Source organism: Agarivorans sp. 2_MG-2023 (genome assembly GCF_030548085.1).
Lineage (GTDB): Bacteria > Pseudomonadota > Gammaproteobacteria > Enterobacterales > Celerinatantimonadaceae > Agarivorans.
In genome coordinates, this window is sequence record NZ_JAUORQ010000005.1 from 169,506 (window position 1) to 184,584 (window position 15,079).

A 15,079-nucleotide genomic window follows, 5' to 3' on the forward strand; every position below is an offset into this window, starting at 1 on the left:
GCCTTTTTTATTGCCTATTCAACTCTAGATTGAGTCTCTTAATAACATCCGGTGGAGCTAAAGCCTGCAGCTGCAAAATACATAATTTTGCTTTTGCATCTTTGTGCCGCACTTTCATTTCACACAAGGCGTATAAGTGCTGGGGATTCCGACTCGTATCATAAGCCCAGCTTAAGGCTTGCTGGGCTTTGCTTATGTCTAAAGACTCTAAAGACAAGCCATAAACATACCAAAAATGGCTATTACTCGGTTCACGTTCAATGGCTAACAAAAAGTACTGGCTAGCCTGCGCCACTTGCTTTTGCCGCAATAAACTCAAACCCGCGCTATACAGCAAAGCCGCACTTTTGGGTTGGCCTTTAATGCCTTGCGCTAACATAGCAAAGGCTTTTTCTTCTTGCTGAGTGGCGCGGTACATATCCGCCAAATTCACATAGCTATTAGCAAAATAAGGCTCTAACTCTATTGCTTGTAGGTAGAGTTGCTCAGCCTTTTTAAACTGACCCTGCGCTAAATACACACCTGCTAGATTGCTTAAAGCAAAACCACGGTCAGCATTGTATTGCTGAATAGCAATATACTCTTCAAGCGGCCCTTGTAACTGCTGCTGTTGCACTATGCTCAAGCCTTGCCAATCTTTGACCAATGCCACCGCCGCTTGGCTACGCACTGCCAAAGTCGCATCGCTTAGTAAAGGCTCCAATAAGCGCCAGCGCTCGGCAGCGGGGTAATGTTCAGTAGCGTGCACCGCCCCCAAACGCGCTAACGAATTCTCACTAGTCACTGCATTGGCAATTGCAATCACTCCCTTGGACCCAGGAAAGCCAGCTAAACGCTGTACCGCAGAAGCCCTAATAATGGGACTTTGATGACGATCTTGAGCAATCGAGGCTAAAGCTTGCTCGGCGCTGCGTAAGCCTTGGTCGGCAAGATAAAATGCCTTAGCGAAATGTTGTTCTTGCGTAGACGCTGAATCAGGAAACCACTGCCTTAATTTTTGCTCTGCCCAAACCGCATTTTTATCGGTGTGACAGATCGTACATACGTTTGGTACTCCAGTGGACTGACTAAGATCCGGCCGCGGAATTTGCCAACTATGATCGCGTCGTGGATCCACCTGCATATAGGTAGTGGCAGGCATATGACATGTGGTGCATTTTGCGGCATCTGTTCCTGCAGCATGAAAGCTGTGTTTGTCCTCACTGTATTCAGCAGCTATATGGCACTGCATGCAGAGTGCTTGTTCGTCCATTTTCAATTCAGTTGTGTGGGGATTATGGCAATTACTGCAACTCACGCCTGCTTGATGCATTTTTGATTGCTTGAATGACCCCCAAACATACACTTCATCATAAATTTGCCCATCGTCATGGTATAAATCGGCACTAATTAAACTCGGCTGGTAACGATCTAATAAGCTTCCTGTGACATGATTGTTGGCCTGGCTAATTTGGATTCGGCGGCTATGGCACTGAGCACATACTTTAACTTGCTGACTTGCTTGGCGCTTACCAGCCTGCAGAGTAGACAGCCCCTCTTGATAAACCCATTCGCTCACCTCTTGCTGTAAGCTGCGGTCAAAGCCGCTTTGTTGAGCTGAATGCTGCGGGTTTAACTCTACTTGCTGGGCCCATTTTAAATGCTCACTTGCTGGGCCGTGGCAAGCTTCACAGCCAACGTTTATTTCAAACCAAGTGGTATTGTAGGTATTGCTGCTAATGTCATAGCCCTTTTGCAGCTGACTTGAATGACAGTCTGCACACATGTAGTTCCAGCTTTGTCCGGCATTGGTCCAATAAAACTCATCGGTTTTTTGCATCTTTGGATACAAATGAAACCAACGTTGGCCACCTTGTTCTACAGGGCGAGAATCCCACGCATAGGGAATAAGCTGAACTCGCCCATCGGCAAATTCCACCATGTATTGCTGCAAGGGGTAATAACCAAAGGTATAGCTAATTTTATAGTCTTGTAGCTGTCCATTTGGGCCTTCAATAGTCACCCAATACTGCTCAGCTTTACGGAAAAACCGCATGCTTTTGCCCGCAAAGCTTAAGCGAGCATCAGCAAAATTACCCAACACTGCGTCTTCATTAGCATGGCGCATCGCCATATCATGATCAGAGCCCTGCCACTGCTGATACTGATCTTGATGGCAGCTAATACAGCTACTCGTGCCCACCCATTCGGCTGCGAATAACGCTGAGCACATCATGCTAGAAGCTAGAACTTGAAGACCCAAAAGAAGTCGTTTAATTCGAAACATTGCTCACCACAATTTAAAGCACATAAAACTACTTAAACGGCGATAAGACTAAGTAACTACCACAAACTATCTCACCACACTTAATTTAAAAGTGTAGCAAGCTTGAACTAGAGCGCGGCACAATGGCTTATAAAACATAAACTAACACCTACAGCCAGAAGACTTAGGCTTCAACAACGCTCCAAGTGGATCTGTGGTTCTGCGAGTTGGTTAAAACCGAAAGCGCGGTAAAGTTCATGGGCACCTTTACTGGCAAGCTTAAAACGACGAATAGTTTGCAGTTGGGGATGACCCATAATGCGGTGCATCATGGCTTTAGCCAGTCCTTTACCTTGATGCTCCTCTAACACAAACACATCGGCTAAATAGGCCACTGTGGCGTAATCAGACACCACCCGCGCAAAGGCCACTTGTTGCTGGTTTAAGTTAAAAGCAGCAAAGCACATTGAGTTATCGATAGCGGTTTTAACCGCTGCTTTAGAGATCCCTCTCGACCAATAGCTGCGCACCAATACTTGGTGAATCATGCTTACATCTAACTGCTTTTTGTCAGTAGCAACGTAATAGCCCTGTTCCATTGTAAAGTTCTCCTCATCCCTTGAATTCAGCATTACAACTTATGGTGTCAGCCAGAAGGCTAAACCCAATAAACCTAGGCTTTGGCTAGAAAACACTCAAGTGAAGACGGGTAACGTTTGGTAACTTTGCGGCGGCCAAATGTAACAATTTGGCAACAATTGGTTATTAAGCCTGTTACTACTGGCTTAAGCTACGGTTCGCAGGGATAGAGTCTAGAAAAGTAAACAACCAGAGATAAGGAAAAGTGTGAGTTGGGTTGTTAAAGTCAGCTTTAGCAAGCAGGGATTTAGACACTTTAATATTGATAGCAAATAAGCCGACTAGCGCTAACTATTCTTATTAGAAATCGAAGAAAAACTACCCTTTAGGAAGTAGATAGAAGTTAGGCTGCCATCGTTCCATATGAATTTCAGGGTGAGCCAATTCGGTAAAGCCAAATTGCTCGTATAAGGAATGAGCATCTTGAGTCGCAAGTTTAAACCGGCGGATCCCTTGCAACTTTGGATGCGCCATAATTCGATGCATTAAAGCTTTAGCTAAGCCCTTACCTTGATGCTCTTCCAATACAAATACATCGGCTAAATATCCAAATGTACTGTAGTCACTGATCACCCGAGCAAAACCAACTTGCTGCTTGCTAAAGTCGTAAACTGCAAAACACAAAGAGTGCTCAATGGATTGTTCAACAGTGGCTTTAGGAATGCCTTTTGCCCAATAAGATTGAAAGAGTACTTGGTGAATAAGATCTACATCTAATTCAGCTTTATTAGTACTTATATAATATTCTGGATGCATTAAATTACCTCCCCCAACCCTGCTAAACTACAGCTTACTGCAAATAATTTACCGATTGTATCTCGCTAACACAAGGTTTTAGCTGGGATTTTTTACACAGTCGAAATTATCATTAGCCTTGTTATTTTAAATGACTAAATAGCGAGAAAGTAATTGTTTTTAAAAGCTAAAACCCATCGGATATTGATGAAATCCATCAAAATCTTGTTTACTTAGCGGACAGTCCATTTTTCGTAAAATGGCGTAACACATCGAGTAATGAAAAAAGAAGTTAGGCAACATATATGCTTGTAAGTATTCACCAGCAGTTAATTCTAACTCAGCAAACCCGGCCGTAGTGGCTATCGATAACGCTTCAGCACCCTCAAACTGTTCGGGGCGCAATTGTTCAAGATAACAACGGGTCTCTCTAATCTGCTTATGCAAGTTATCGTAGCTAACACTCTCAGGATGATAGTTTTTTATGTCTTGCCTTGCTAACGGGCAGCATGCTCTCAGAGAAAAGCCAATGGCGGTGCTTAATTGCTGACCCAAAGGAAACATATTGTCGGCCAAACCAGCAGCTAACAAAGTCGCTTCTTCCATCGATTGTAATTTGGCAAAACATTTGGCTTTATCCAGCAGCAATTCAATTTGATTTAGATAGCGAATAAACACCGGAACACTTGCGTGATATAGGTTTATTTCAGACATGATTAAACTCAATCCTTTGACAAAAAAACCAGCTTAATATGCATTGTGGTGAGTTACTAGCGCGAGGCCTTTACAGCAAAAAAAAAGAGGCCTGAGGCCTCTTTATATAAATGAACAAGGATTACTTATGGAGCCATAGTATCTACGTTTAACACTAACCCTGAGAAATCATCAGTAGCCACTGCAGAGTATACCGCACCATTTTCTACCGTCGCCATGCTAGATACCGCTGGCGTGTAAGACATGTCGCTAGCTAAAATAACCGCGAAGGTATAACTACCGCCTGGTACATTCAAAACAGCGTTGCCTTTAAAGTCGACACCCGATAATACCGCCGTATCGGCGCTAAAGTTGCCGTCTGTTGAAGCATGAATGTCTACCAAACCTAAACCACCAGCAGTAGGGCTCGCATGTACCACGCGAATTTTTGAGTAAAGCGCTACCGAGCGTAAGTCTTCGGCAATCACCAAAGGTTCAATAGTATTGTCGGTAATAGCGTTAAGTTTGCCAACAGCGTAAATACTGGTTTCGGCACCGGCCTCTAGCATTACTCCAGGGGCATCGATAACCACCAAGCTATTATCAGCGCTGGCTGCAACACTTAGGTCGTAAGTGTCAGCAGGTAGATTACCCGATTGAAAATCTTTGAAAGAGATCCCGGTAAAACCGCTTACTGGAGTACCACTGGCGAGTACATCAACCATTGGGGCATCATCTACCGCGTGCACTGCTCGTACATGGCTTGTGGCATCCATATCACGCACTACGCTTACTGCCGAGCCGTCGGCCAATAATAGATTCACCGGTGAAGCAGCACCAGTATCAACATTAGGCACCGCGGTTAACATCAGGTCTGATCCCCCTGCTAGCGCCACCTCGCCACTATCGAACACCACGGTTTTATCGCCAGTTACAGTAATGCGAATGCGGTAAGTATCAGCAGGTACGGTTACCGGTAGGTCTGCACTGTCTACTTTGAACTCTAGATTAGTAATAGCTGCTGCTTCACTGGTGATCTCAGCTGCAGTTGTAAGGTAAACATCTACCCCTCCAACCCCCGGATGACCATGTAATACATCTATTCGCACACTGCCTGAATCAATAGCTTCATGGCTGCGACTTAACACCACTGGCTCTAAAGACGCCGCGTTGTTTAGGGCAATAATGTCGTATTGCATGTCTGGTGAAAACTCCAGATTTGCAGCTATCACTTCAGCATTATCACCCGGTAAAATGGCGTCAACGCTAATATCATAACTACCTGAAGCCACCGACACCCAAGCGCTGCCTTGGCGATAATCGACCATGCTGAGTCCGGCAAAGGTTTCACCGTTGGCTTTCACTTCAACCATCGGAGCATCGGCGCTAGCATGAGTCACCCTAACTGATGACATAGCAGTATCGTCGGATTCATTGGTGCCAGGAGTTACATCGTCACTGCCGCATGCAGTGAGTAGAACTGCCGAGCTAATTAGTAGACCTATGGTAAGTTTCATGTTCTTTTCCTTAAGTATCTCTGTAGTGGTATCAGCACTAAAAACGAGGGCTTTAAGAAATAGGATCACAAGAAAGAGTTAACTAATTTGATATTCTTCAAACACAAAACATCATACAAATAATGGAATTAGTGACGCTAGAATACTGCCAAGCCAATGAATTCATTAGTTAATCTTCAGCAGATAGAACCACTCAAGGTTAGGGGATAAATCGTTTCCTTTAGTAATACCTCGAATACAAAAACAGCCTGTAGCTTAGCGATAAACAGCCTTTGCTAAGTCCCCAATTCACGAGCGTGTGAGCAGCTTGCTGTTGCTAATTTAACTATGTTCGAGATCTTTTCATTTTACCAAATAGCACTCTCTTTTATCCCTGAACGTTAGCTAGAGCGCAAAAGTGTGAGCAACTCTCATGAAACCGCTTACTTTTAATTATTTCATGCTCAATTTTATCTAAGATAGACATCATATCATTAAGATTGCACTGCAAGTTGTTGCCAGCAAAAGTGGCTTACTTAGCATCCAATTAATTCCACTACTCGTTAACCAGAGGAACTGCAGTATGTCGCAGCCGTATACTAACCCGTCTCTTAGCACCGCTGAGCGTGTCGAGAATTTATTATCTCTAATGACTGTTGAAGAAAAAGTAGGGCAAATGCTGCAGTTACCGGCCAACATGCCGGAGAACTTGGGTAAGTTGGAAGACTGGAATGTCGGTAGCTATTTGCACTGTACTGGCAACGTGGTGGCAGAGTTACAGGCCCGTGCAGAAAAAACCCGCTTGGGTATTCCACTGATTTTTGGTATCGACGCTATCCATGGTCACTGCTTTGAGAACAACGGTACGGTATTCCCAACTCAACTCGCTTTATCTAGTGCTTGGAGCAAACAACTAAGCCAAAGCATGGCCCATGTTACTGCCGTAGAAACTCGTGCTTGCGGTTTACATTGGACTTTTTCACCAGTGCTTTGTGTGGGGCGTGATAGCCGCTGGGGCCGAGTAAACGAAACCTTTGGTGAAGATCCATGGTTAATTGGCGAGCTCGCCGCCGCTGCAGTATACGGTTATCAAGGTGATACACTGGCCTCAACCGACACCATTTTAGCCTGTGCGAAACACTACGTTGCCTATGGCGAAGCCACTGGTGGCCGCGACGCTTATGAAGCGGAAGTATCGCCTCGTAAGTTACTATCGTTATTTTTGCCACCCTTCGAAAAAGCCGTGAAAGAAGCCAAGGTTGCTACGTTAATGGTGGGTTACCAAGCCATTGACGGTGTGCCGTGTAGCGCCAATAGCTGGCTACTTCGCGAAGTGCCTAAAAACCAATGGGGCATGGACGGTTTTATTGTTACTGACTGGGACAATATTGGCTCATTGCACGACAAACAACGGGTAGCCGTTGACCTACGCCACGCCGCCAAAATTGCGGTGGAATCGGGTAATGACATGATCATGACCACACCGTCGTTTTACCAGCACGCAATAGATTTAGTGGCCGATGGTGAACTAGATATCGCCTTTATCAACGACGCCGTGTCGCGCATTCTCAAGTACAAGTTTGAACTCGGTTTGTTTGATGAACACCGCTACACCGATCTCAGCAAGAAAGACCAAATTCTTGGTAATCCAGCTCACTGGCACGAAGCATTAGAAGCTAGCCGCCAATCTCTAACACTACTAAAAAATGAGGGTGTTTTACCGTTATCAAGCGACAATAAACCTAAGATTCTTTTGTGTGGCGCCAATGCCGACGACGTAGTGGCGCAACTTGGCGATTGGTCGTTTGGTTCTATGCAAGCGGGTGCAGCTGATGACAGTTACCACCAAAAAGATGCCATTACCCTGCGCCAAGGCTTACAAGCTGAAGCTGACGCCGGCCGTTGTGAACTAAACTATGTGCGCGGCGCTGCGCCAGCCGAACCAGACTTTGAAGAAATACTGGCAGCTGCAGACGCCGCCAGCAACAGCGACATAGTTGTTGCCTGTGTAGGAGATACCTTAAGTCAACATGGTGAGTTCCACGACCGCGCGGACTTAGATTTAAGTGGTCATCAGCAAGCCATGTTGGAAGCCGTTAAAGCCACCGGTAAACCGTTAATCGTGGTATTTATGGCCTCTAAGCCACTAACTATTGGCTGGGTAAAACAACATGCTGACGCGATAGTTTGCGCCTTTAACCCAGGCGCTAAAGGTGGCCAAGCCCTAAGCGAATTACTGTTTGGCGAGCTAAACCCTAGCGGTAAACTCACCATTAGTTTCCCAGAGCATGTTGGTCAATCGCCGGTTTACTACAACAAATACGAAGGCTGGCACGCGCGTTTATCTGAAAGAACCAACAATCAAGAGCGCTACATTGATATGCCAGCATTGCCACTGTTTAGCTTTGGCGAAGGTAAGAGTTATAGTGAATTTAGCTACAGCGACTTAAGCGTAGCTAATCCTCAACTACCTGCCAGTGATGACTTAGCCAAAGGTGAAGCCCTAAAAGTATCGGTAAACATTAGTAATGTAAGCCAACGTACTGGGCTAGAGATTGCTCAGTTATATATTCACGATAGCGCTGCTTCGGTCACGGTACCGGTGCTGCAGTTACGTGGTTTTGAACGCGTAGAATTAGCCGCAGGTGAGACTCGTCGAGTTGAATTTAGCGTGCCGTATAGTGACTTAGCCTTAATCAATGCCAAGTTAGAGAAAGTGGTAGAACCGGGCGAGTTTAAAGTATTTGTTGGTGCATCTTCTAAAGCAGATGATTTACTAAGCGCCAACTTCCGCGTGGAATAAGCGCGTAACAACCAGCATGTAAAGCCTCTTAAGTTTAGCTAAGGGGCTTTTTTTATAGCTCGGGAATATGCACTAACAAATCGCTTATTCCTATATACAGCCCGCTTTGCGACAGTAAAGTGCTCAGCTGACCACGGTGATGGGTTTGGTGATTGAAAAAGTGCTGCACTAACAAGCCAAAGTGTTTTTGATGAGAGAGACCTTTACTGCTTACGTAGCTTAACGGCTGGCTTAAGTCTTGTTCTGTTAGCTGCGTGCTAAATTCTACTATCGCAGCATCCATGGCATTTCTCGCCTCACTTAACGCAGCGAAATTATCATGAATAATCTCATCTAAGAGCTTGGGAGTGGCAAGAGCTTTAACCTTATCCAAGCTACTAAATCCGCTAGGGTGAGCAGCAAACCGCTGCAACCAGAGCGTATCTCCCACCAGAATATGATTTAAGGTGCCAAATATAGAGCCGAAGAACGCTTGCCTGTCTTGTTTTAGTTGCTCATCACTTAGCTGAGCAGCACAGTGGTACAGTTGGCGATTCATCATTTGATTATATTGCGCCATTAATTCAAAACTTTGCTTCATCATCACTCTCTATTTCAGCAACTATACATTCAGCTCATAATGCAGGAATTCACTGTCTCTTTGATAACCCGAACTCTCATACAATGCTTGCGCCTTATGGTTGTTATGGGCAGTGGCTAACTCGATACTCACCACACCTACCTCTAAAGCGTGTTGCTTGGCTGCATCCATTAATTGCCGAGCAAAACCTTGTCCACGTGCTGATTCACTCACAAACAAATCGTTAAGTATCAATATCGGCTTCGCTTGGGTTGATGAAAAGCTTGGGTATAGCTGAGTAAAACCAAACGCTTGCTGTAAAGACTGTGCGAGTAAAATAGTTGATTGCTGGGCTTGCATGCGCTGTTTAATAAAATGCGTGGCAAGCACGAGATCGTCGGCTTGCTGGTAGAACATTCGGTATTGATTAAAAAGCTCAGCAACTGCGTCCAGTTGCTCGAGTCCTGCTTTAACAATGGTCACTGACATCGGCTAAAATCCTTTTACTGAAGCCTTATGGCAATGTTTAACGCTAGCCAATAATAACCTTATTAGCTAGCAACCTATTTACGCTTCATCTGTCGATTCGCTATCAAAGCTTGGCGCGCTGTCTTCATCTTCAAAGTAAGCCATATCACGGGTATTCTTTTGTACCGCGATAGCCGCAAACAAACACAAACTGAAAGCCATAGCATAGAAACCTTTTTCACTTAACGCTAAGGTCGCATTAAATAAGCCTATCGCTAACAAACCAACCGAAGCAGCCAAAGAAAACCAGCTTAAACCATAGTAGATGGCGGTTACTTTGATCCCTTCTAACTTGTCTCTTACAGACTTTTGTAGCGATACCGAAGAAAACAGTCCAAATAGTAATAAGGTGAAATAATAGCCTTTTTCGTTTAATTGCATGTCGGCATTCCACAAGCCTATAAGGTAAGCCCCTGCGCCTAAGAATAAAGCCGCCCATGACGCGCCAACAAAGGCTGAGGTTGGTTTAGGTAACTGTGCTGATTTCATCTCGGTCTTATTCCTTAAGTTTGTGTAAAACGTTCCGCTATCTTGCTGATTAATATACTCTATATCACTTAACGATTGTTTCATATGCTATTCCTTAACTGGCTAATTAAAATTTTTATCAACAACATTACAGTAAAGGTTTATAAGCATCGTGTTGGTATAGCACTACCGAGTGCTCAATGAGGTCTTTCTCTTTTAAGTAGCGTGCAATGCTAGTAAAAGTGGCCGTGTGCGGCTTGCCAGTGTGGTCTTTAGTCGTCACTTCATCAAGGAATAAACCTCCCATAAATAACTTAAAGCGATTTATCTTAATTGGTTGAGAATTAAAGTCAGATTTTGCCAACCATTTCAGTTCTTCTTTGTCGGTAGTATCAAAAATTGCCGCATTTAGCATATCTAAAGTATGCTCGGTACAATTTTGGTATTGGCTATTATATGGGTTAGCTAACACCGAATAGTTGGCATTGTGCACCACATGATTACCGCCATTGTTAATCAACGCCAATAGCCCTGCTTGAACCTCTTTTTTAGGAATAATGATTCCGGCTTTTAAACTATCCGCTCCCCAGAAAAAATCTACAGGATGGTCGGTGACTAAACTACTATGGCCCAAGTCACCTTGGTTTTGATAGAGGTTGTAAATAGCGTAACCATTAGTGGTTTCACCCGAATCCAAAGTGATGCTTGAGTAAACCGCTAAGGCGGTATGGGTAAATTGAATCCCTTTAGGTAAGTCTTTTTGTGGCCGCCCTACGCGGCCAATAATAAATACATTGGCACGCTGAGCCGCAGCATATTTTTCTACATCTTTAGAGAACTTCGCAATTGCCTCTGGCTGATGTTTGGCCTCTTCAGCTGGTGCGCTGCCTGCGTAACAAGTCGCGCTAAGCAAAGTAATAGACGCGAAGATTAATCCTTTTAATATTTTCATGGTGTTGCTCCCTGCTTATTTTCAGAAACTAGTTTGATGAACCAATGATGATTTCTTCGCCAATTACGAAAGGTGATACTTCATTTACAGAACCTACAACTCCGATCCCACTCGCAGCAGATATAAGTCCGGCTTCACTAAAACCCGCATTTATAACAGATAAGCCCACAGGTAAACCAACTATAGTCATTGGAATAGCAACCGCCGTTGCAGCCACCTCGACTAAAGCTTGGCCACCATTTGAAGCACCTAAAGCGGAATATTTAGCTCCCTGACTTGCATGTTCGCCTGATTCAATCGCAGCTACATTCATGCTAGAAAGCGCTAGAGATGTGATGAACAGTGATTTCCATAATTTCATAATATTTCCCTCTTGGTTAAGTTCGCATTAACCATAAAGTTCAGGGATTTGGGTGTAAACGACCTTGTATTATGTTTATTATGAATAAACACTAAGTATAGTATTTGTATACCATGAGCCAGTTAAAGCAGATCCGCGACACCCTGAAGCAAGTTTTTCGCCAGCAAGGTTTAACCTATAAAGACATAGCCCAACGACTTAATATGAGCGAAGCCAACATTAAGCGAATGTTCTCTACCAATAGCTTTTCGCTAGAGCGACTGGAAGAGATGTGCCACATTGTAGAGCTCAACCTGATTGATTTATTTTTGCTGGCCGACCAAGAGAAAGAAAAGCTCACTCATTTAAGCCACGAGCAAGAGCAGGAGCTAATAGACGACCACAAGCTGTTTTTAGTCGCGGTATGTGTACGAGACTCATGGACCTTTAAAGAAATTATCCAGCGTTATGAGATCAGCGAGCATGAGTGCATTCGCTTAATGGCTCGCTTAGATAAACTCAATATGATTCAACTACTGCCAAATAACGCCTATAAACTGCTTATTGCTCAAGATTTCAGGTGGATTTCTAACGGGCCTTTAGAGCGTTTTATGGAAAAAATTGTTCTTACCGAGTTTATGAATTCACGATTTAGTGGCGAAGACAGCTTTCGCTTTTACCTACGTGGCCACTATTCTCAAAGCTCCATTGAAATCATCCGTCGTAAACTTAATCAGCTCACTAAAGAGGCGGCAGCGCTCAATCAGCAAGATGCCTCATTGCCGCTGGAAAAACGTCGTCATACTGGCTTGTTGTTGGCCTTGCGCCCTTGGGAAATATCTATATTTGAGAAGCTTGCTAGAGAAACTAAGCTCACCTAAGTAAAACGCATCACAAACATATTTAACACATACACTCTCTTTACTCAGCAGAGTAAAGACAACACTTTAAGGAACAATCATGCAGTGTTTAATACCTCTTTTGCAGCAACGCTTAGGCAAAGCAAGTTTAGTGCTTAGCCTCTTATTCACCAGCACTTTAGCGCATGCAAATATAGATCAAGAAGACTGCGTAAACATCCACTCTCAGCAAACCTTGATAGAGCAATACATAGAACAAGCGCCCTATCGCCAAGCGCTGGCCTCCAAACCCAAACCTTTTAGCTATTCAGTGGATCAAAGCTATCAACGTTACTTAGACTACGCCGAAAAACTGATCGCCCAACGTAACCCACGCGCAATGATGGCCTGCCCTATTTCTACTCAAAGTTACCAGTTGTTAGCTAAGCAGCAGCAATGGATAGGCAAACCTAAAGTCATCCAACTGATCGCGCCGTTTGAACTTCGTCATGGCGAGAACAACAAAGCCGTTCTGCTGATCCACGGTTTAACCGACTCCCCCTATCACTTTCATGACTTGGCGTTACAGTTTTACCAACAGGGCTTTGATGTAAGAACCTTATTGTTGCCTGGTCACGGCACTGCGCCTTCTGATTTAGTCAAAGTAAAGCACCAGCAATGGCAGCAAGCCGCCGACTACGCGATTCAACGCACTCTTAAAGATTACCAAGAAGTGTATTTAGGAGGCTTTTCTACAGGCGGCGCACTAATTCTTAATCACTTGATTATGGAACCCAATAGTGCAGAACAAGTGCAAGGTGTGATGCTGTGGTCGCCCGCTTCTGAAGCCAGCAGCGGCCTAGCTTGGATGGCAAAATATGTGAATTGGTTTAGCACTTGGTTAGATAAAGAAGGGGATGTTGATTTTGCTAAATATGAGTCCTTTCCTTATAACGCAGGTGCTCAAGTGAACGCATTGATGAAACAAGTTAGCAAGCGTATTAATAAGGCCGACAACTTACCTGAAGTGCCTATGTTATTAGTGGTGAGCGAGCACGACCAAACCATTAATACTCAGGCTAGCTTACAAATACTTAGCCAGTGGCACCGTCCGAACCAGACTGACCACTTGGTATATTACGGTGATGAATCAAATTTAGACGCAGGGCTGGCCAAAACCATTTTGGTAGAAGTACCGCAATGTACCACGGCTTCTTGCTCAGCAGTTAAGCACGTGGCCCACACCGCCACTATTAATGCGCCAAGTAATCCGCATTACGGGGAGCGGGGTTACTACCGCAATTGCAGCCATTACCTTAGCGATTTGAGTCTTTATCAACAGTGTAAGCAAGGCACCAAGGTGGTTAAAGGTGAGAAAACCGAAGCAAACTTGGCTCAATATCCAAGCTTACAGCGGATTACTTACAACCCTTACTATCAGCAAATGTTAGCCAGTATTAAGACATTTATAGCAAATACCGCTAACAACTAAGCTTCCACGGGCATTTTCATGCCTTCAGGCAGTTGGTAGTGATTATGCACTTGGTGCTGGTTTCTACCGCTGTGTTTGGCAATGTACAAGGCTCGGTCGGCATATTTACATAACGAGGAAAAATTATGGTCAATTGTCGAACTAGCCACGCCAATGCTACAGGTAAGGTACATAGAGCTTAATGATTCAGGGTGAGCAATCATTAACTCTTCTAAGTTGTGAACAATTTGCTCGGCTAATAGGGCGGCTTGATCTTCGCGAATACAACCGGCTAAAACAAACTCTTCTCCGCCCATTCTTCCAACGACTAACTTATGGGGCTTAGCTAAGTCGAGCAACAACTTACCATAGCGCTGTAAGGCTTGATCACCTACTGAGTGCCCCATACTATCGTTCAGCAATTTAAAATAATCTAAATCGCAATACAGTACCGAAAACGCCTGTTTATCACTGCTACTGAGCAATTTTTCCGCACGCACATCAAAGGCATGGCGGCGTAAACACAAACTTAGCTGGTCAACATCAGCAATATATTGCAACTGCTTGCGTTGCTCTACCAACTGGCTAAACACCCCCACTCGGTGGCTAAATAAGAGCAGCGATACCATCACACTCATGCCTAAACCAAAGGCAAAATGCACTACTATTTTTGTTTCTTGATGCATATGCATCACCATGCTGGCCCAAATGACTAAGCCACTAAACAGTGATAACAACAGCAAACGTCGCTCCACCATAAAGCCGCCTAAAGCGACAACCACCAACATCAAGGTACTGCTTTGCCATAAACTTTCACTTAAATACATATGCATCAAAGTGTTTAACAGCATCAGCAATACCACCACTAAATGCATCGCAGATGTTGCAGGATTCAAATAACGCGGTAAATAACGGGCAGTAGCAAAAATAGCTAAGCATGAAAACAAGCCGAGAGGCACCAAAATCAGTTTTTCGGCGGTGTTATTTAGTACGAAAAAATGAGAAATACTCACCAGCAAATAGACAACACTCACCACGTAAGTGAGACGCCTAGTTTGCGGAAAAGCCAAATCTTGCAGCAATTTATGTTGTTCTTCATTATGCGGCTGGATAAAGCCCATCTTTTTTATCTGTTCAATCAATCCATGACTCCAGCAATTCTTCCAATCGCAATCTAAGGCAACTCCTACCTTAGCAATTTTACACTTTTCAAATTGATAGCTTGTTATCAACTTTGAAAACTGAATGCTGGAGCTTACTAGAAACAGATTAATGACTGAACACAAATCACCCTATCTTTATAAAATAATT

At 44.1% G+C, this 15,079-nt stretch carries 14 protein-coding genes; 3 read left to right on the forward strand and 11 right to left on the reverse strand.

Going from position 1 to position 15,079, the window contains the following annotated elements; all coding sequences use genetic code 11:
* Positions 1-7 precede the first annotated feature (7 nt).
* The 5 genes from Q4549_RS09430 to Q4549_RS09450 all read right to left on the reverse strand — a co-directional run bounded on the left by Q4549_RS09430 (position 8) and on the right by Q4549_RS09450 (position 5,829).
* On the reverse strand, positions 8-2,215 hold the full coding sequence (locus tag Q4549_RS09430; protein ID WP_303553169.1) for a multiheme c-type cytochrome: 2,208 nt from the start codon (positions 2,213-2,215) through the stop codon (positions 8-10).
* A gap of 221 nt (positions 2,216-2,436) precedes the next feature.
* The gene (locus Q4549_RS09435) at positions 2,437-2,844 is read right to left on the reverse strand and encodes a GNAT family N-acetyltransferase (protein WP_303553170.1); all 408 of its coding nucleotides are present in this window, start codon (positions 2,842-2,844) and stop codon (positions 2,437-2,439) included.
* Positions 2,845-3,202: 358 nt separating this feature from the next.
* Positions 3,203-3,640 (reverse strand): GNAT family N-acetyltransferase, encoded by a 438-nt coding sequence (locus tag Q4549_RS09440; protein WP_303511626.1) that lies wholly within the window; start codon positions 3,638-3,640, stop codon positions 3,203-3,205.
* Between the two features lie 159 nt (positions 3,641-3,799).
* The gene (locus Q4549_RS09445) at positions 3,800-4,333 is read right to left on the reverse strand and encodes a DUF1993 domain-containing protein (RefSeq protein ID WP_303511624.1); all 534 of its coding nucleotides are present in this window, start codon (positions 4,331-4,333) and stop codon (positions 3,800-3,802) included.
* A gap of 125 nt (positions 4,334-4,458) precedes the next feature.
* On the reverse strand, positions 4,459-5,829 hold the full coding sequence (locus tag Q4549_RS09450; protein ID WP_303553171.1) for a DUF4397 domain-containing protein: 1,371 nt from the start codon (positions 5,827-5,829) through the stop codon (positions 4,459-4,461).
* A 562-nt stretch (positions 5,830-6,391) separates the two neighbouring features.
* On the opposite strand from Q4549_RS09450, the gene Q4549_RS09455 reads away from it, so the two are divergent.
* Positions 6,392-8,611, forward strand: coding sequence for a glycoside hydrolase family 3 N-terminal domain-containing protein (locus Q4549_RS09455; RefSeq protein WP_303553172.1), 2,220 nt, complete (start codon positions 6,392-6,394; stop codon positions 8,609-8,611).
* Between the two features lie 52 nt (positions 8,612-8,663).
* Here the strand turns inward: Q4549_RS09455 and Q4549_RS09460 are convergent, their stop codons facing one another.
* The 5 genes from Q4549_RS09460 to Q4549_RS09480 all read right to left on the reverse strand — a co-directional run bounded on the left by Q4549_RS09460 (position 8,664) and on the right by Q4549_RS09480 (position 11,479).
* The gene (locus Q4549_RS09460) at positions 8,664-9,194 is read right to left on the reverse strand and encodes a DinB family protein (RefSeq protein ID WP_303553173.1); all 531 of its coding nucleotides are present in this window, start codon (positions 9,192-9,194) and stop codon (positions 8,664-8,666) included.
* Between the two features lie 18 nt (positions 9,195-9,212).
* The gene (locus Q4549_RS09465; protein WP_303553174.1) at positions 9,213-9,659 is read right to left on the reverse strand and encodes an N-acetyltransferase; all 447 of its coding nucleotides are present in this window, start codon (positions 9,657-9,659) and stop codon (positions 9,213-9,215) included.
* 78 nt (positions 9,660-9,737) lie between these two features.
* Positions 9,738-10,187, reverse strand: coding sequence for an inner membrane protein YiaA (gene yiaA, locus Q4549_RS09470; protein WP_303511865.1), 450 nt, complete (start codon positions 10,185-10,187; stop codon positions 9,738-9,740).
* 127 nt (positions 10,188-10,314) lie between these two features.
* Positions 10,315-11,118 carry a DUF2145 domain-containing protein gene (locus Q4549_RS09475; RefSeq protein ID WP_303511616.1) on the reverse strand — a complete coding sequence of 268 codons (804 nt, stop codon included), beginning with the start codon at positions 11,116-11,118 and terminating at the stop codon, positions 10,315-10,317.
* A 28-nt stretch (positions 11,119-11,146) separates the two neighbouring features.
* The gene (locus tag Q4549_RS09480) at positions 11,147-11,479 is read right to left on the reverse strand and encodes a hypothetical protein (protein ID WP_303553175.1); all 333 of its coding nucleotides are present in this window, start codon (positions 11,477-11,479) and stop codon (positions 11,147-11,149) included.
* A gap of 113 nt (positions 11,480-11,592) precedes the next feature.
* Between Q4549_RS09480 and Q4549_RS09485 the strand changes: the two genes are divergently transcribed.
* Entirely contained in the window at positions 11,593-12,339 is a 747-nt protein-coding gene (locus tag Q4549_RS09485; protein WP_137673370.1) for a helix-turn-helix transcriptional regulator, read from the forward strand.
* A 79-nt stretch (positions 12,340-12,418) separates the two neighbouring features.
* Entirely contained in the window at positions 12,419-13,789 is a 1,371-nt protein-coding gene (locus tag Q4549_RS09490) for a carboxylesterase (RefSeq protein ID WP_303553176.1), read from the forward strand.
* Here the strand turns inward: Q4549_RS09490 and Q4549_RS09495 are convergent.
* The gene (locus Q4549_RS09495) at positions 13,786-14,910 is read right to left on the reverse strand and encodes a GGDEF domain-containing protein (protein WP_303553177.1); all 1,125 of its coding nucleotides are present in this window, start codon (positions 14,908-14,910) and stop codon (positions 13,786-13,788) included. The genes Q4549_RS09490 and Q4549_RS09495 overlap by 4 nt on opposite strands.
* Positions 14,911-15,079 lie beyond the last annotated feature (169 nt).